This is a genomic window from Micromonospora sp. LOL_024 (genome assembly GCF_048060415.1).
In the GTDB taxonomy this organism is placed as follows: Bacteria; Actinomycetota; Actinomycetes; order Mycobacteriales; family Micromonosporaceae; genus Micromonospora.
Genome location: NZ_JBHMIS010000017.1, coordinates 11,038 through 27,472, shown reverse-complemented (window position 1 = coordinate 27,472; position 16,435 = coordinate 11,038). Strand labels below are relative to the sequence as shown.

The following is a 16,435-nucleotide window of genomic DNA, read 5'->3' as shown; positions in this document are numbered from 1 at the left end:
TTGCCCCGTCCGTCACGACTCGCCACTCCGGCAGGCGCTCCACCACCCAACCGCACCCGGAGGAACCTCGGATGCAACTGCGCACAACGAGCCGGCAACCCCGCCGCTGGCTGCTCGCCGCCGCCACCCTGTTGCTGCTCGGCGCCGGCCTGACGGTGGCGCCGCCACCCGCAGCAGCCGCCACCGTCGACCCCAACGCCACCTACGTGTTCGTCAATCGGCACAGCGGCAAGGCGATGGACGTGTGGAACTGGTCCACCGCCGACAACGCCCCGGTGAACCAGTTCACCCGCAACAACGCCGCGGTCCAGCAGTGGCGCTTCGTCGATGTCGGCAGCGGCTACTACCAGATCCGCTCCGTACACAGCGGCAAGGTCCTCGAACTGCCGAACGCCACCAACGGTGTCCAACTCGTACAGAACGCCGCTGCCGGCGGCAACACCCGGCAGCACTTCCGGCTCGCCGACGCCGACGGCGGCCACGTCCGGTTCATCAACCGGCACTCCAACAAGGCCCTGGACGTGTGGGGCTGGTCCACCGCGGACGGCGCCATGATCTCCCAGTACCAGGACGTCGGCGGCGCCAACCAACAGTGGCAGCTCGCCGTCCTCGGTGGCGGCGGCAGCGGCTGCGGCAGCGGCGCGTTCCAGGCCGAGGCGGTGCTCAGCGGCGGCACGTGGACCTCCCGCAACGGCGGCAGCACGGTCTACACCGGCACCGACATGCGGGCGGCCGTGCAGGCTGCGGTGAACAGCCTCGGCGCCGGCCGCACCAGCAAACAGCGGGTCGTTGTCCGCGGCTCCGGCTCGATCAGCGCCGGCTCCCGCATCTCGCTGCCGAGCTACACGGCGATCGACGTCTGCGGCACCATCAACGTGACCGGCTCCGGCTCCGGTGACCAGGCACCTATCTATTCGCGCGGCACCACGCAGGTCGAGGTACAGAACCTGACCGTCACCGGCGCCCCGCTCTACGGCATCTTCATGCGCAACGTCACCAACGTGATCCTCGGGCAAATCGACCTGCGGCTCTCGGCCGGACTGGGCGTACGCATCGACAACCGCGGCGACACCAGCCAGTGGACCCGCAACGTCCGCATCGACAACGTCTCCGTCTCCGGTGCCAGCACCCACGGCGTGGAGACCTACGGCGTGGACGGGCTGACCGTCGGCACCGTGACCGCCCGCAACGTCGGCGGATCGGGCCTGCAGCTCAACGAGACCATCAACGCCACGGTGAGTACGGTCGACGCCGAGAACGCCGGCACCGGCACCGGCTACGCGGCGTTCCGGACCGCCAACCGCGCCGGACGGATCGGCTCCAGCTACCCGACCAACATCCGGGTGGGTACCGTCCGGGCGCGTGGCGGCGGCCGGGGCGTCTTCTGCGTCTCGGAATCCGGCGGCGTTGCGATCAACCGCGTCGACCTCGCCAACACCGGGAACAACGCGATCCTGATCGAGAACTGCTACGGCGTGGACATCGCGGCGGGCGGCGGCACGATCAGCGGTGGCGGCGAGGTACGACTGGCCGCGCGCACGGAGTTCCCCGGCAACCGGGACATCACCCTGCGCAACTTCACCCTGACCAACAGCCGGATCCTGGAGAGCCCCTGCGCCACCAATCTGACCATCAGCAACATCACCCTGACCAACTCGACCATTCGCCGCTGCTGAGCGGGTCGAGGGTCACTCACCCGCGCGTCGCCATCGGGTTAGCCGCACCACACCCTGGGAGCGAGCCGGACTTCGCCGTCGACCTGCACCGAGTCGCACGACCGATTCCGGCTCGCCTCCCGAGGCCACCCGTCAGCGCATCGCACGAGTACGTCGTGCGGCCACGTAGCGCCGGATCCGCTCGGTGGTCCCGCAGTCGTCCATGCCGCACCAGCGGCAGCTGCGTTTTCTGACTTTCGTCGACGACGAAGACGAACCGACAGTCGAGCGCGTATCCGGCCCGCCGTCAGCAAACCTCGATTGGGGTCGGTCGGTTGATAGGGCCCCTTCCTACACGCCAGGCGTTAAGAAGGGGCCCTCCTTTCACTTCAGCTGCCGGTGCAGGTGGGGGTGCCGGACGGGCCGGTGCCGGTGCCCTGGAAGCCGAACTCGGTGCTGGACCCGGCGTTGACCGTGCCGTTGTAGCTGACATTGCGGAAGGTCACGTTTCCGCTGCTGCCACTGGCCTGGGCGTTCCACGTGTTGGTCACCGTGGCGCCGCCCGGCAGCGAGAGGTTGACCGACCAGCCACTCAGCCTGGCGGAGCCGGCGGTGACCCGTATCGTGGCGACGAAGCCGCCGTTCCACTGGTTCAGCGACACCGATGCGGTGCAGCCGGCCCCACTGGGCGGCGGAGTCGGCGGCGGCGGAGTGGTCGGCGGCGGAGTGGTCGGCGGCAGAGTGGTCGGCGGCGGAGTCGTGCCACCGGCGTTCAGCGCTTCCAGCGTCGCGTTGTACGCGGCCTTCTTGTTGCCGTTGCACTCGAAGAGCAGCGGGGTCCCACCGGACCGCCACGAGTCGCAGTCCCGCACACCCCACACGGTGATGCCGTTGCAACGCGCGACCGCGAGGCAGTCGTTGACCACGTTGCGGTAGGTGTTGGCCTGCGTCGAGCCGGAACCCTCGATGTCCAGCTCGGTGATCTGCACGTCCACCCCGAGCGCGGCGAAACTGGACAGGGTGGTGCGGTAGTTGCTCGGGTACGGCGAGCCGCTGTTGAAGTGCGACTGGAGGCCGACGCAGTCGATCGGCACGCCACGCTGTTTGAAGTCCTGCACCATCCGATAGACGGCCTGCGTCTTGGCGTGGGTCCAGTTGTCGGTGTTGTAGTCGTTGTAGCAGAGCTTCGCGCCCGGGTCGGCAGCCCGCGCGGCACGGAACGCCGCCTCGATCCAGTCGTTGCCAGTGCGCTGCAGGTTCGAGTCACGCCGGGCACCACTGCTGCCGTCGGCGAACGCCTCGTTTACCACATCCCACGAGTGGATCTTGCCTCGGTAGTACGTCGCCACCCGGGTCACGTGGTTGAGCATCGCGTTGCGCAAGGCGGTGCCGGACATGCTCCGCATCCAGCCCGGCTGCTGCGAGTGCCAGGCCAGAGTGTGACCGCGCACGGACATGCCACGGGAGATGGCGTGGTTGACGATCCGGTCCGCGTTGGCGAACGTGAAGTTGTTCTGCTGCGGCTCGGTCGCGTCGATCTTCATCTCGTTCTCGGCGGTTACCGAGTTGAATTCGCGGTTGACGATGCCGATGTAGGTGGAGTCCGAGAGCTTGTTTGCGGCGATGGCGGCCCCGAAATACCGGCCCTTCTCCGCAGCGGATGCACCCAGCGTGGTCGCCGCGCTGGCGCTGGAGGCCACCACCACACTAGTGGCGACGAGAGCGAGACCGGCCACGGCCGAGACCAGCGCCGTGCGCGGTCGCAGTCGGGTCGGCGGGCGCCCGCTGGCGCGGGCGAACGGGTTGTTCATGGCGTGAGCCTTTCGACGAAGCCGTGGTGATGGAAGCCGGCCCCGACCACTGCCCAGCATGGTGGCTCTCCGTCGTCGACGCGGTCGCCCGAAAGCCGCGCCGGCCGGTGCGCTTACGCCGGCCACCATGAGTAGATCGAGACTGTTGTATCGAAAACAGTAACGAAACACGTCCGAAAGCTCAACGCGCTCCGGAACACTTTAAGCTCGGTCCGGGCCGTCGTCCGCTGTGTCTGTTGCCCGTCCGCCACGGCGAAGGTGGCTAGTCGGGTCAGGCCGGGAGTCCGGAAGTTTCGGCGGCACCGGCCGGTCAGCGCCTACAGCCGTCGTGCCGAGGACGTCGGCCAACCAGCGTAGCTGCCGCCGCACCTGGGTCGAGTCCCCATGCTCGTGGCCGTTGAACGGATAGACGTGCATCGTCCGGTCGGACAAGGGCTGGCCGGTGGCGGCAGCACCGTACTGGTTGTACGCCGCGAACCCGGTGCTCGGTGGGCACACCATGTCGCGCAGCCCGATCCCGAAGTGTGCCGCGGCGTTGGCCCGTCGGGCGAAGTTGACCCCGTCGAAGTAGGAAAGGGTGCGTCGCACGGCCGGCTCCGCGTCGCGATTGACCGCGAGGTAGTTGACGATCTCGCCGTACACCCCGACGTCGGTGATCTCGATTGCCCGTTGGACGTGACAGAGGAACGGTGCGGTGGCGATCACCGCGGCGAGGTCGGGCACGAGCCCGGCGACCGCGAGGGCCAACCCGCCGCCCTGACTGTTGCCCGCGGCGACCACCCGCTGCGGGTCGACGCCGGGCAGCGCCCGGGCGGCCTGGATCGCGCGCACCGCGTCGGTGATGAGACGGCGGTAGTAGTAGCCCTCCGGTGTCATGATCCCCCGGGTCACCGGGGACGGCCCGCCCGGCGCCCCGCCGTGTGGGTCGGGCGTGGCCCCCGCGCCGTACAGGCCCGACTGCCCCCGGGCGTCCATCAGCAAGTGGGAGTAGCCGGCGACCGGCCAGGTCAGGCGTTCGTGCGGCAGACCCCGACCACGGCCGTAGCCGACGTACTCGACCACGACCGGCAGCCGTTCGTCCACACCGTATGGTCGGGTGTACCAGGCCCGGACCGGGTCGCCGGCGAAGCCGGCGAAGGTCACGTCCCAGCTGTCGACAAGCCGCAGGTCGGTGGGTTCCGGACGGACGTCCACCAGGACCGGTGGCGCCGCCGCCGCTTGCAGGGTGGACTGCCAGAACTCGTCGAACCCGGCGGGCTCCACGACGGTGGGCGCGTACCGCCGCAGTTGGTCGAGGGGCAGGTCGAACAGGGGCATGACACCTCGCAGGGGGATTGGTCAGGGACGCGGGGGCGGAGCGGTACTCTCCCGCACCACCAGCTCAGCGACCAGGTCGATCCGGCTGGTGGGCAGGGCGTTGCCGCGCGCGAGGTCGAGCAGCATCCGGGTGGCGGTGCCAGCCATGTCGCGCAGCGGTTGGTTCACCGTGGTCAGCGCCGGGCCGATCCAGGCGGAGACCGGAAGGTTGTCGTAACCGACGACGGACAGGTCGGCGGGTACGTCGAGACCGAGTTCACGGGCCGCGCGCAGCACCCCCAACGCCTGGAGATCCGAGCCGGCGAAGATCGCCGTCGGCCGGTCCGGCCGGCTCAGCAGCTCGATGCCGTGGGCATAGCCGGCGTCGAGATGGAAGTTGCCGTGGCGAACCAGCTCGGCATCGATCGAGACGCCGAGTTCCTCGTGGGCGCAACGGAATCCCGCCGTCCGGGCTCGGGAACACAGCACGTCGAGGGGGCCGGAGATCATTGCGATACGGCGATGGCCCAGGTCCAGTAGATGGCGGGTGGCGAGCAGGCCGCCGCTCCAGTTGTTCGAGCCGACGGCCGGCACGGAGGCCGCGCTGGCGCTGTAGGTGTCGATCACCACGACGGGGATCGACTGGCGCCGCAGTTGCTGGCGCTGCTGTTCGGTGAGGCTGCACATGACCAGCAGCACGCCGAGTGGACGCCGGGCGATCACCGAGTCGACCCAGAGTTGCGGCGGCCGGTGCCCGCCGCCCAGCTGAGACAGCACGACGTTCACCTCGTGGGGGGTGGTGACCGCCTCGACGCCGCGGATGATCTCCAGGGCCCAGTCGGAGCCGAACTCGTGGAACATCAGGTCGATCTGACCCTCGCCGGAGGAACGTCGGGCACGACGACGGTAGCGGTGCCGTTCCAGGCTCGCCTCGACCCGAGCCCTGGTCCCGGCGGCGACGTCCGACCGCCCGTTGAGGACCTTGGAGACCGTGGCCGAGGAGACACCGACCTCCCGCGCGATGGTGGCGATGGTGGCGGAGCCGGGCACTGCCGGCGAACGCTTCTCTGCCATCCGATCCCTACTACAGAGCAGTGCCGAAAATTTCGGAGAACTGTAACACGATCGGAACCGGTCGCCGATGACGCCGATCGATGACAGGAAGGCCACCACCGGACCTCAGGCAATCGCTTGCCTACGCCGCAAGTGCAGGGTGGACAGTCTATCCCCGGCCTCTTGACACACCTTGTCGACGCCCATAGGTTCCCGACACAGGTGACGAACTGGTGCCCGATAATTTCGAGGATCGCCGTGCTTCGCGGCGGTCGGCGTGGCCTGCCGGGACGACCTCCCGGCCCCGGCCGGAGGGGTTCGCATGACAAGTCAGCTGCCCGTCGACGATCGATTGGCGTCCTCCGGCGCGGATCGCTGGCGTGACCCGAGGCTTCGACCGGACGACCGGGCCGACGCGCTCATCCCGCTGTTGTCGCTGGAGGAGAAACTCGCCCAGCTGGTCGGTCTCTGGGTCGGCGCTGATGCCTCCGGCGAGGGTGTCGCCCCCCACCAGACCGACATGGTCGAGCACACCCCTCCCTGGGTGGACGCGATCCGGCACGGCCTCGGCCAGCTGACCCGGCCGTTCGGCACGGCCCCGGTCGATCCGGTTCTCGGCGCCCGGTCCCTGGCGGCCTCGCAGGCGCAGATCGTGGCGGCGAGCCGGTTCGGGATACCGGCCCAGGTACACGAGGAGTGCCTCACCGGCTTCGCGGCCTGGCGCGCGACGGTGTACCCGGCGCCGCTGAGCTGGGGAGCTGCCTTCGACCCCGAGCTGGTGCAGGAGATGGCCGGGTTGATCGGCCGGTCCATGCGGGCGGCCGGCGTCCACCAGGGACTCGCACCGGTGCTGGATGTGACCCGCGACTACCGCTGGGGGCGCACCGAGGAGACGATCGGCGAGGACCCTTACCTGGTCGGTACGACCGGCGCGGCCTACGTGCGTGGCCTGGAGCTGGCCGGCGTGGTGGCGACGTTGAAGCACTTCGCCGGCTACTCGGCCTCCCGGGGCGGCCGGAACCTGGCACCGGTACCGATGGGCCACCGGGAGCTTGCCGACGTGATCCTGCCACCGTTCGAGATGGCCCTGCGGCTCGGTGGCGCCCGGTCGGTGATGCACTCCTACGCCGAGATCGACGGCGTGCCGGTGGCCGCCGACAAGGAGCTGCTGACCCAGGTGCTGCGCGAGCGGTGGGGGTTCGACGGGGTGCTGGTCGCCGACTACTTCGCCGTCCGGTTCCTCCAGTCCCTGCACGGCGTCGCCGCCGACGCCGGGCAGGCGGCCCGGCTCGCCCTACACGCCGGCATCGACGTGGAGCTGCCCACAGTGGACGCATACGGCGCACCGCTCGCGGCGGCGGTACGCTCCGGCGCGGTCCCCGAGGCCCTGGTCGATCGGGCCCTGCGCCGGGTGCTGATTCAGAAGATCGAGTTGGGGTTGCTCGACGAACAGTGGTGCGAGTTGCCCGCCGACGTCGACCAGCTACGCCTCGACGACGATGCAGGTCGGTCAGTCGCGCTGCGGTTGGCCCGTCAGGCCGTCGTCCTGCTGCGCAACCAGGACGGACTGCTGCCGCTCGCCGTCGACAGGCGGGTCGCGCTGGTCGGGCCGGTCGCCGACGACCCGATGGCGATGCTCGGCTGCTACACGTTTCCGCTGCACGTGGGCGTGCAGTATCGCGAGCACGGCACCGGAGTGGAGATCCCGTCGCTGCGCGAGGCGCTACAACGGCTGCACCCGCAGCTGCGCCACGTGGCGGGCACCGGTGTCACCGGGGACGACACCTCCGGCATCGCCGCGGCGGTCGAGGCCGCGGCCGACGCCGACGTCTGCATTCTCGCGGTCGGCGACCGGGCCGGCATGTTCGGCCGGGGCACCTCCGGCGAGGGCTGCGACGCGGCGGATCTCCAGCTACCCGGGGTGCAGGGCGAGCTGGTACGTGCGGTGCTCGCCACCGGCAACCCGGTGGTGCTGGTGGTGCTCTCCGGCCGGCCGTACGCGCTCGGCGAGGAGGTGGCCGGCGCGAAAGCGATCGTGCAGGCGTTCTTCCCCGGTCAGCTCGGCGGCCAGGCCCTGGCCGAGGTGCTCACCGGTGAGGTCAACCCCTCCGGCCGGCTGCCGGTGAGCGTGCCCCGGCACGCCGGTGGCCTGCCCGGCACCTACCTCGCCCCCACCCTCGGCCGCCGCACGCAGGTGTCGTCGGTGGACCCGACGCCAGCGTTCCCGTTCGGTCACGGGCTCAGCTACACCACGTTCGAGTGGAGCGACGCCGAGGTGACCGGCGGGTCGGTGGACTGGCCGGTCGACGGTGAGGTGACCGTCGGCGTCACGGTAGGCAACACCGGTTCGCGGGCCGGCGTCGAGGTCGTCCAGCTCTACCTGCACGACCCGGTGGCACAGACCACCAGGCCGGTGGTCCGCTTGGTCGGCTACGCCCGGGTGCCGGTGGCGCCGGGTGAGGCGGCCCGGGTCACCTTCGTGGTCCCCGCCGACATCGCCTCCTTCACCGGCGTCACCGGCCGGCGCGTCATCGAGCCCGGTGACGTGCAACTGCGTCTCGGTCGTTCCAGCGGCGACCCGGTGGCGAGCCTGGCGCTGCGGCTGGTGGGCGACGAACGCGAGGTCGGCCACCACCGGCAGCTGGTGTCCCGGGTCCGCGTCGAGCCGGCGGGTGAAGCCACCTCGGGAAACCGGTCATGAGTACCCCCACGGTGACCTCACCGGGTTCCGGCACGGTGACGCCGACCCCGCCGCCGCGCCCCAGAAGCCAGACCTGGCGCCGGGCGCTGCGGCGGGACTGGCAGCTGTACTCGCTGGCTGTCCTGCCGCTGCTGTTCTTCCTGGTCTTCCGGTACCTGCCGATGCTCGGCAACATGATCGCCTTTCGTCGGTTCCAGCCCGGCGGCAACATTTTCGGCGAGTACTGGGTGGGCCTGCGGTATTTCAAGATGTTCCTCGACGATCCGACCTTCTGGAACGTCTTCACCAACACCCTGGTGCTGGGCGCGCTGACCCTGCTGTTCTGCTTCCCGCTGCCGATCGTGCTGGCGCTGCTGCTCAACGAGGTGCGGGCCCGCAAACTCAAGCGGTTCGTGCAGTCGGTCTCCTACCTACCGCACTTCCTGTCCATCGTGATCGTGGCGGCGATCGTGATGCAGTTGCTGTCCATGGACGGCACGGTCAACCAGCTCGTCCGCGCGGGCGGCGGCGAGGCGATCCCGTTCCTGCAACGACCGGAGTGGTTCCGCACCATCTACGTCTCCTCCGAGGTCTGGCAGACGGTGGGCTGGGGAACGATCCTCTACCTGGCCGCACTGACCACCATCGACGAGGACCTCTACGAGGCGGCCCGGATCGACGGCGCCAACCGGTGGCGGCAGACCTGGCACGTCACGCTGCCGGGTATCCGGCCGACCATGGTGACGCTGTTGATCCTGAACATCGGCGCCTTCATGGCGGTCGGGTTCGAGAAGATCCTGCTGCTCTACAACCCGCTGACCTATCCGACGGCCGATGTTCTCTCCACATACCTGTTCCGGATGGGCTTCGCGTCCAGCAACTTCAGCTACGCCGCCGCGATCGGGCTCTTCGAGGCGGTGATCGGGTTGATCCTGGTCATCTCGGCGAACCTGATCGCCCGCCGCACGGTAGGGACGAGCCTGTGGTGACCGTCGAGGCCGCCGAGCGGCCCAACGAGACCACGGCGCGCCCGCGCGGGCGGCGCGGCATCCAGCAGACCCGGGGCTACCGGGTCTTCCAGGTGGCCAACGGGTTGGTCCTGACCCTCGTGGTGGTCGTGACGCTCTACCCGTTCCTGAACATCGTCGCCCGGTCCATGAGCCACGAGTCGTACATCATCGCCGGTCAGGTGAATCTCGTGCCGCGCGGTTTCACCCTGGACACCTACGGACTGCTGATGTCCGACCCGCTGTTCTGGACGAACTATCGCAACACGGTGTTCTACACGGTCACCGCCACGGTCATCTCGATCGTGTTGACCACCTGCTACGCCTACGTACTGTCCAAGAAGCAGCTCAAGGGGCGCGGCGCGCTGGTCGGCATCGCGGTCTTCACCATGTTCTTCAGCGGCGGCCTGATCCCCAACTACGTCCTGGTCACCAGCCTGGGCCTGAAGAACAGCGTCTGGGCCATCGCGCTACCCAACGCGATCAACGTGTTCAACCTGCTGGTGATGAAGGCGTTCTTCGAGAGCCTGCCGGGCGAGTTGGAAGAGGCCGGCGCCGTCGACGGGCTCAACACGTACGGGATCCTGCTGCGAATCGTGCTGCCGCTGTCGAAGGCCATCGTCGCCACGATGGTGCTCTTCTACGCGGTCGCCTTCTGGAACTCCTGGTTCGCGGCGTTCCTCTACATGGACCGACAGGAACTCTGGCCGGTCACCGTGTACCTGCGCAATCTCATCGCCGGTGCCACCGGCGCGGAGAACGTCGGGGCGATCACCGAGGCCAACGAGGTTCAGGCCGAGGCGACGCTCAAGGCCGTGACCATCGTGCTCACCACCCTGCCGATCCTCCTGGTCTACCCCTTCGTCCAGCGGTACTTCGTCCGGGGCATCATGCTCGGCGCGGTGAAGGGCTGACCGGCGTGTCCACCCTCCCACCACCAAGTTGAAAGGATCCGCCATGTTCCGCAGATCGTGGCGCCATGCGGCGGCAGCCACTGCCGCGCTGTTTGCCCTGACCAGCATCACCGCCTGTGGCGACGACCCGTCCGACGCCGAGGACCTGTCGGGCAACCGGGTCGGTGCGATGGAGAACTACGCCGCCGGTACGCAGTTCAAGGCCACCGAGCCGCTGTCCTTCTCCGTCCTCTACAACAACCACCCCAACTATCCGTTGAAGGAGGACTGGCTGTTCTGGACGGAGTTGACGTCCCGGACGAATGTCAGCCTCGACAAGGTCGCCGTGCCGCTGAGCGACTACGGCCAGAAGCGAAGCCTGCTCATCGGCGCCGGTGACGCCCCGCTGCTCATCCCGAAGACCTACCCGCCGGACGTGCACGCGTACGTCTCCTCGGGGGCGATCCTGCCGGTCAGCGACTACCTCGACCTGATGCCGAACCTCAAGGACAAGATCGAGAAGTGGAACCTGAAGCCGGAGATCGACACGCTGCGCCAGCAGGACGGCAAGTTCTACCTGCTGCCCGGCATGCACGAGAAGGCGTGGCACGACTACTCCCTGGCGGTCCGCACCGACATCCTCGAAGAGCTGAACCTCCAGGTCCCGAAGACCTGGGACGACGTGTACACCATGCTCAAGGCGATGAAGGCGGCGTACCCGGAGGTCTACCCGTTCTCCGACCGGTGGAGCCAGCCCAGCCCGACGGGTAACCTGCTGAACCTCCTCGCCCTGTCGTACGGCTTGGAGGGCGCGGGTTGGAACTTCCAGCACGTCAGCTGGAACGCCCAGGCACAGCAGTTCGAGTACACCGGCGCCACCGAGCAGTACAAGCAGATGTTGCAGTACCTCAACAAGCTGGTGTCGGAGAAGCTACTCGATCCGGAGAGCTTCACCCAGACCGATGACCTGGCTCGGCAGAAGCTCACCAACAGCAAGTCCTTCGTGATCAGCGCCAACGCCCAGGCCGTGGTGAACGACTACCGGCCGGACCTGGCGGCGACCAATCCGAAGGCGAAGATCACCAAGATTCCGCTGCCGACCGGCCCGGCCGGTGAGATCAACCCGGCCAGCCGGCTGGAGAACGGCATGATGATCTCCTCGAAGGCCCGCGACAGCGAGAACTTCGTGGCGATGATGCAGTTCGTCGACTGGCTGTGGTACTCCGACGCAGGCCAGGAGTTCGCCAAGTGGGGCGTCGAGGGCACCACCTTCGTCAAGGACGCCGCGGGCAAGCACACCCTCGCGCCCGAGGTCGATGTCGTCGGCCTGAACCCGGGCGCGCCCAAGCACCTGCAGAAGGACTTCGGCTTCTACAACGGTGTGTTCGCCTACGGCGGCAAGCCCGAGCTGGTGCAGGCATTCTTCTCCGAGGAGGAGCAGCAGTTCCAGCAGGTGATGAACGCTCGAGCGCCGAAGTCGCCGCAGCCGCCGTACCCGCTCAACGATGAGGAGCGGGAGCAGGTGTCGCTCTGGGAGACGCCGCTGAAGGACCACGTCTACCAGGCGACGCTCCAGTTCATCCTCGGGCAGCGAGACTTCGCCGAGTGGGACGCGTACCTGAGCGAGCTGACGAGCAAGAAGATGGACACCTATATGGAGACGGTCAACAACGCACACATGCGCTTCCGGGAAAGCAGCTAGAAAGCCGTCCGGTCCGGTCGTGTCGGTGCGACCGGACCGGGCATTCTCCACCCCGAGCACGAGGACGAGGACGACGATGCGCATCACCGTTGCGGAGCAACCCGTCGGCCGGCTGGGCGACGCGTGGCGCCGCGCCGTCGGCACCGGCCGGTTCGACCTGGCGCTGCGGCGCGACTACCAGGACTCCCTGGCCCTGGTCCAACGCGAGATCGGCTTCCGGCACATCCGCGGGCACGGCCTGCTCAGCGACGGTGTCGGCGTGCACCGGCCCTACGAGTACCGGGGCGAGCGCCACGTCCGGCACGCCTTCGGCTACGTCGACCAGGTCATCGACGCATACCTCGGGCTGGGCATCCGGCCCTTCCTGGAGCTGGGTTTCATGCCGTCGGGCCTGGCCAGCGGCGTACAGACGGTGTTCTGGTGGCACGGCAACGTCACCCCACCCCGGTCCCACTCCGAGTGGGCCGAGCTGGTCCGGGCCACCGTCGGGCACCTCGTCGACCGGTACGGCCTCGACGAGGTGCGCGGCTGGCCGATCGAGGTGTGGAACGAGCCGGACCTGAAGGACTTCTGGCAGGGCGCGGACGCCGACGCCTACCACCGGCTGTACGAGGTGACCGCGCACGCCGTGAAGGAGGTGGACGCCGAGCTCCAGGTCGGCGGGCCGGCCATCTCCCCCGGCGCCGACGACGGATGGCTGCCCCGGTTCGCCGACTTCGTCACCGACCGCGCGGTGCCGATCGACTTCGTCAGCCGGCACGCCTACACCTCCGGCCCGGCCCAGCACGTGCCGTTCGGCGTACACCAGAGGCTGGCACCGGCACGACGGTTGCTGGAGCAGTTCGCCGGCCCTCGCCGGCAGCTCGCCGGCACCGCTCTGGAACAGCTGCCGGTGCACGTCACCGAGTTCAACTCCTCCTACCGGCCGGACAACCCGATCCACGACACCGCCTTCCACGCCGCGTACCTCGCCCCGGTCCTGGCCGAGGGCGGCGACCTGGTCGACTCCTTCGCGTACTGGACGTTCAGCGACGTGTTCGAGGAGGTGGGGATCCCGACCACGCTGTTCCACGGCGGCTTCGGCCTGCTCACCCACCGCCAGATCCGCAAACCCACCTACCACCTGTACGCCTTCATGAGCCGGCTGGGTGACCAGGTGCTCGCCCGCGGCCCCGACCATCTGGTCACCCGCGACGACACCGGTCGGATCGCCGTGCTGGCCTGGGCGCCGGTCGACGTCACCGGCCGCGAACCGGTCGACGGCCACACCGTTCGCCTGTCGCTGCCCGTCGCCTCGGCGACCGCCCGCACCGCCTTCCTGCTGCGCTCCTCGGTCAGCGAGGAGGCGGGCAACGCCTGGCGGGCGTGGTGCGAGCTGGGCCGGCCGCCCGCTCCGACCACCCGCCAGCTGGACGTCCTGCGGGAGGCCGCCGAACCGGCCCGGCGGCACACCTCGCTGCCGGTGGTGGCCGGCCGCGTCGAGCTGGACCTGCACCTGGAACGGCACGAGGTGACCCTGGCCGAGGTGACCCCGGTGACCGACGAGACGCCACCATGGTGGGACGAGCGCCGACTGCTCGGCCATGAACCGTCGGCGACGCCGTGAGTACCGCCGCCCGCCGTGATTTCGGCGCCGGCCCGCTGTCGCGGGGTGCCGCGCTGGTCTACACCCTCCTCGTCGTCGAACTGCTGCTCGTGCTCTGCGCGGCTCCCGGCCTGGTGGCGCTCCTCGCGTTGGAGCGGCACGCCAGCAACCTGCCGCTGGCCGCCCTGTGCGCGGTACCGCTCGGTCCGGCGCTCTGCGCCGCGCTGTACGCGCTGCACCACCAGCGCCTCGACCTGACCGAACTGCAGCCGGGCCGGCTGTTCTGGAGCGGCTACCGCACCAACCTGGCCGGCTCGCTGCGGGTCTGGATGCCGACACTGCTGTGGCTTACCGTCATCGCGATCAACCTGGTCAACCTGCCGGCGGCCGGGCTGCCCGGCTGGTGGTCGGTGCCGCTGATGCTGGTCGGCGCCGGAGTGGCCGTGGTCGGGGTCATCGCGCTGGTGATCACCTCGCTGTTCACCTTCCGGCTGCGCGACGTGCTCCGGCTGGCCGGGTACTTCGTGCTACGTACCCCGGTGGTGGCCGTCGGGGTTGGGCTGCTGCTGGTGGCGGCGACACTGCTGACCCTGGTCGTCTCGGAGGCGGCACTCGCGGCGCTCGGCTCGGTGCTGGCGCTGGCGCTGGTCCGCGGAGGTGGACCAATGATCGACGTCATCCGGAGGGAGTTCGTACAGTGAGCCTGCCGATCACCGCCAAGGTTCCGTTCGGTGGGGACTACAACCCCGAGCAGTGGCCCGAATCCGTGTGGGAGGCCGACGACCGGCTGTTCGAGCTGGCCGCGATCGACACCGTCACGCTCGGCGTCTTCGACTGGGCGCTGACCCAGCCTGCCCCAGACCGGTACGACTTCTCCCTGCTGGACCGCATCGTGGACCGGGCCAACCGGCGGGGCCGGATGATCTGCCTGGCCACCGGCACGGGTGCGCATCCGGCGTGGCTGGCCCGCGCCCACCCGGAGGTGACCCGGGTCGACTTCGAGGGGCGCCGGCACCGGTTCGGGCAGCGGCACAACTCCTGCCCCAGCTCGCCGGTGTTCCGCCGGCTCTCCACCGAGTTGGCCCACCGGGTCGCCGGCCGCTACGCCGGCAACCCGGCCGTGGTGGCCTGGCATGTCGGCAACGAGTTCGGCGGCGCCTGCTACTGCGACCTCTGCGCGGCGGGCTTCCGGCTGTGGCTACGCGAGCGCTACGGCACCCTGGCGGCGCTGAACGTGGCCTGGTACACCACGTTCTGGTCGCACACCTTCTCCGACTGGGACGAGATCGAACCGCCGTCGGCGCTGACCGAGCACTGGCGTGGCCCGGACCACACCGCCTTCCAGGGCATCACGCTGGACTACCGACGGTTCACCTCCGAGGCGATGCTGACCAACTTCTGCGACGAGAAGGCGGCGATCCGCGAGGCCAGCGACCTCCCGGTCACCACCAACTTCATGGGCATGTACCGGCCGATCGACTACCACCGCTGGGCCGAGCACCTGGACTTCGCCTCGTGGGACAACTACCCGCCCGAGGGCAGCTCACCGGCGTGGATGGGGCTGAACCACGACCTGATGCGGGGCCTCAAGGGCGGCCAGCCGTTCTGGCTGATGGAGCAGACGCCGAGCATGACGGCCTGCCGGGACGTCAACCCGCTCAAGCCGCCCGGGGTGATGCGGCTGTGGAGCTGGCAGGCGGTCGCACACGGTGCCGACGCGGTGCTGTTCTTCCAGCTGCGGGCGTCGCGGGGAGCGAGCGAGAAGTACCACGGTGCGGTCGTCGGGCACGCCGGCCGGGCCGACACCCGGGTCTTCCGGGAGGTCGCCGAGCTGGGGGCGGAGCTACACCGGCTCGGTGACGCGACCCTCGGCGCGCGGACTCCGGCCCGGGTGGCGCTGCTGTTCGACTGGGACAGCTGGTGGGCGTTGGAGATGTCCGACGGCCCGTCCCGGCTGGTCCGCTACCAGCAGGTCGTGCTCGCCTACTACCAGGCGCTGTGGGACGCCGGGGTGGACGTGGACGTGGTCGCGGTCACCGCCGATCTCGCGGGCTACGACGTGGTCGTCGCCCCGGCTCTGCACCTGGTCGACGGCGACCTGGCCGACCGGTTGGCGCAGGTGGCGCGGCGGGGCGGCTCGGTGCTGACCACCTTCCTCTCCGGCCGGGTGGACGTCGACGGCAATGCGTTCCTGGCGGACGTGCCGGGCCCGCTGGCCCCGTTGACGGGTGTCCGGGTCGACGAGTGGGACGCCCGCGCGGCGGAGGTGGCCAACCCGGTGTGCCTGGGTACCGGCGCCGACCGGGTCGAGGTCGCCGCGCGGCTGGTGTTCGAGCTGGTCGTCCCCGTGTCCGCGGAGGTGGTGGGCAGCTACCGGGCCGACTGGTACGCCGGCACCCCGGCGGTCACCCGCAACTCCTACGGCACCGGCCACGGCTGGTACGTGGGCACCGCGCTGGACCAGGCCGGCGTCTGTTGGGTGGTGCGGCAGGTGCTGGCGCCGCACGGCCTTCTCGGGCCGTACCCGGACGTGCCGGGCCTGGAGACGGCGGTACGGGTCGCCCCGGACGGCACCCGGCTGCTGTTCCTGCTCAACCACGGCACCGATGCGGTCGAGGTGACCGCCACCGTGGCCGGCGTCGACCTGCTCACCGACGTCCGGGTTGCGGTGGGTGACCCGTTGCGACTCGAACCCGCGGGCGTCGCCGTCATCCGTGGATGACCGAGCCTTTCACCACGGCCGCTCGGCAGAC

Annotated in this window: 11 protein-coding genes; 8 read left to right on the top strand and 3 right to left on the bottom strand. The window is 69.5% G+C overall.

Translation table 11 applies throughout. From position 1 onward, the window contains the following. The first annotated feature begins 71 nt into the window (after positions 1-71). Entirely contained in the window at positions 72-1,676 is a 1,605-nt protein-coding gene (locus ACFHWY_RS18065; protein ID WP_416581372.1) for an RICIN domain-containing protein, read from the top strand. A gap of 368 nt (positions 1,677-2,044) precedes the next feature. On the opposite strand, the gene ACFHWY_RS18060 is transcribed toward ACFHWY_RS18065, so the two are convergent. From ACFHWY_RS18060 to ACFHWY_RS18050, 3 genes are all read right to left on the bottom strand, one after another. Then, positions 2,045-3,466: an endo-1,4-beta-xylanase gene (locus ACFHWY_RS18060; protein WP_416581371.1), complete on the bottom strand. Its 1,422-nt coding sequence runs from the start codon at positions 3,464-3,466 to the stop codon at positions 2,045-2,047. Between the two features lie 201 nt (positions 3,467-3,667). Next, a complete protein-coding gene (locus ACFHWY_RS18055; protein WP_416581370.1) occupies positions 3,668-4,783 on the bottom strand; it encodes an acetylxylan esterase in 1,116 nt (371 codons plus the stop codon). 21 nt (positions 4,784-4,804) lie between these two features. Then, positions 4,805-5,836, bottom strand: coding sequence for a LacI family DNA-binding transcriptional regulator (locus ACFHWY_RS18050; RefSeq protein WP_416581369.1), 1,032 nt, complete (start codon positions 5,834-5,836; stop codon positions 4,805-4,807). A gap of 301 nt (positions 5,837-6,137) precedes the next feature. Between ACFHWY_RS18050 and ACFHWY_RS18045 the strand changes: the two genes are divergently transcribed. The 7 genes from ACFHWY_RS18045 (at position 6,138) to ACFHWY_RS18015 (ending at position 16,404) form a co-directional block, all read left to right on the top strand. Beyond that, a complete protein-coding gene (locus tag ACFHWY_RS18045) occupies positions 6,138-8,516 on the top strand; it encodes a glycoside hydrolase family 3 N-terminal domain-containing protein (protein ID WP_416581368.1) in 2,379 nt (792 codons plus the stop codon). Further along, on the top strand, positions 8,513-9,484 hold the full coding sequence (locus tag ACFHWY_RS18040; protein ID WP_416581367.1) for an ABC transporter permease: 972 nt from the start codon (positions 8,513-8,515) through the stop codon (positions 9,482-9,484). Before ACFHWY_RS18045 ends, ACFHWY_RS18040 begins: the two co-directional genes overlap by 4 nt. After that, the gene (locus tag ACFHWY_RS18035) at positions 9,481-10,416 is read left to right on the top strand and encodes a carbohydrate ABC transporter permease (RefSeq protein ID WP_416581366.1); all 936 of its coding nucleotides are present in this window, start codon (positions 9,481-9,483) and stop codon (positions 10,414-10,416) included. The genes ACFHWY_RS18040 and ACFHWY_RS18035 overlap by 4 nt, the downstream gene beginning before the upstream one ends. Positions 10,417-10,459: 43 nt before the next feature. Beyond that, positions 10,460-12,097 (top strand): extracellular solute-binding protein, encoded by a 1,638-nt coding sequence (locus tag ACFHWY_RS18030; RefSeq protein WP_416581365.1) that lies wholly within the window; start codon positions 10,460-10,462, stop codon positions 12,095-12,097. A 76-nt stretch (positions 12,098-12,173) separates the two neighbouring features. Then, positions 12,174-13,703, top strand: a complete 1,530-nt coding sequence (locus ACFHWY_RS18025; RefSeq protein ID WP_416581364.1) for a GH39 family glycosyl hydrolase — start codon at positions 12,174-12,176, stop codon at positions 13,701-13,703. After that, the gene (locus tag ACFHWY_RS18020; RefSeq protein WP_416581363.1) at positions 13,700-14,383 is read left to right on the top strand and encodes a hypothetical protein; all 684 of its coding nucleotides are present in this window, start codon (positions 13,700-13,702) and stop codon (positions 14,381-14,383) included. The genes ACFHWY_RS18025 and ACFHWY_RS18020 overlap by 4 nt, the downstream gene beginning before the upstream one ends. Continuing rightward, positions 14,380-16,404 (top strand): beta-galactosidase, encoded by a 2,025-nt coding sequence (locus ACFHWY_RS18015; protein ID WP_416581362.1) that lies wholly within the window; start codon positions 14,380-14,382, stop codon positions 16,402-16,404. The genes ACFHWY_RS18020 and ACFHWY_RS18015 overlap by 4 nt, the downstream gene beginning before the upstream one ends. Positions 16,405-16,435: the final 31 nt, after the last annotated feature.

Excerpts from the sequence above, each read along its gene's own strand:
- ACFHWY_RS18065 (WP_416581372.1), top strand. The coding sequence starts at position 72 with ATGCAACTGCGCACAACGAGCCGGCAACCCCGCCGCTGGCTGCTCGCC.
- ACFHWY_RS18060 (WP_416581371.1), bottom strand. The coding sequence starts at position 3,466 with ATGAACAACCCGTTCGCCCGCGCCAGCGGGCGCCCGCCGACCCGACTG.
- ACFHWY_RS18055 (WP_416581370.1), bottom strand. The coding sequence starts at position 4,783 with ATGCCCCTGTTCGACCTGCCCCTCGACCAACTGCGGCGGTACGCGCCC.
- ACFHWY_RS18050 (WP_416581369.1), bottom strand. The coding sequence starts at position 5,836 with ATGGCAGAGAAGCGTTCGCCGGCAGTGCCCGGCTCCGCCACCATCGCC.
- ACFHWY_RS18045 (WP_416581368.1), top strand. The coding sequence starts at position 6,138 with ATGACAAGTCAGCTGCCCGTCGACGATCGATTGGCGTCCTCCGGCGCG.
- ACFHWY_RS18040 (WP_416581367.1), top strand. The coding sequence starts at position 8,513 with ATGAGTACCCCCACGGTGACCTCACCGGGTTCCGGCACGGTGACGCCG.
- ACFHWY_RS18030 (WP_416581365.1), top strand. The coding sequence starts at position 10,460 with ATGTTCCGCAGATCGTGGCGCCATGCGGCGGCAGCCACTGCCGCGCTG.
- ACFHWY_RS18025 (WP_416581364.1), top strand. The coding sequence starts at position 12,174 with ATGCGCATCACCGTTGCGGAGCAACCCGTCGGCCGGCTGGGCGACGCG.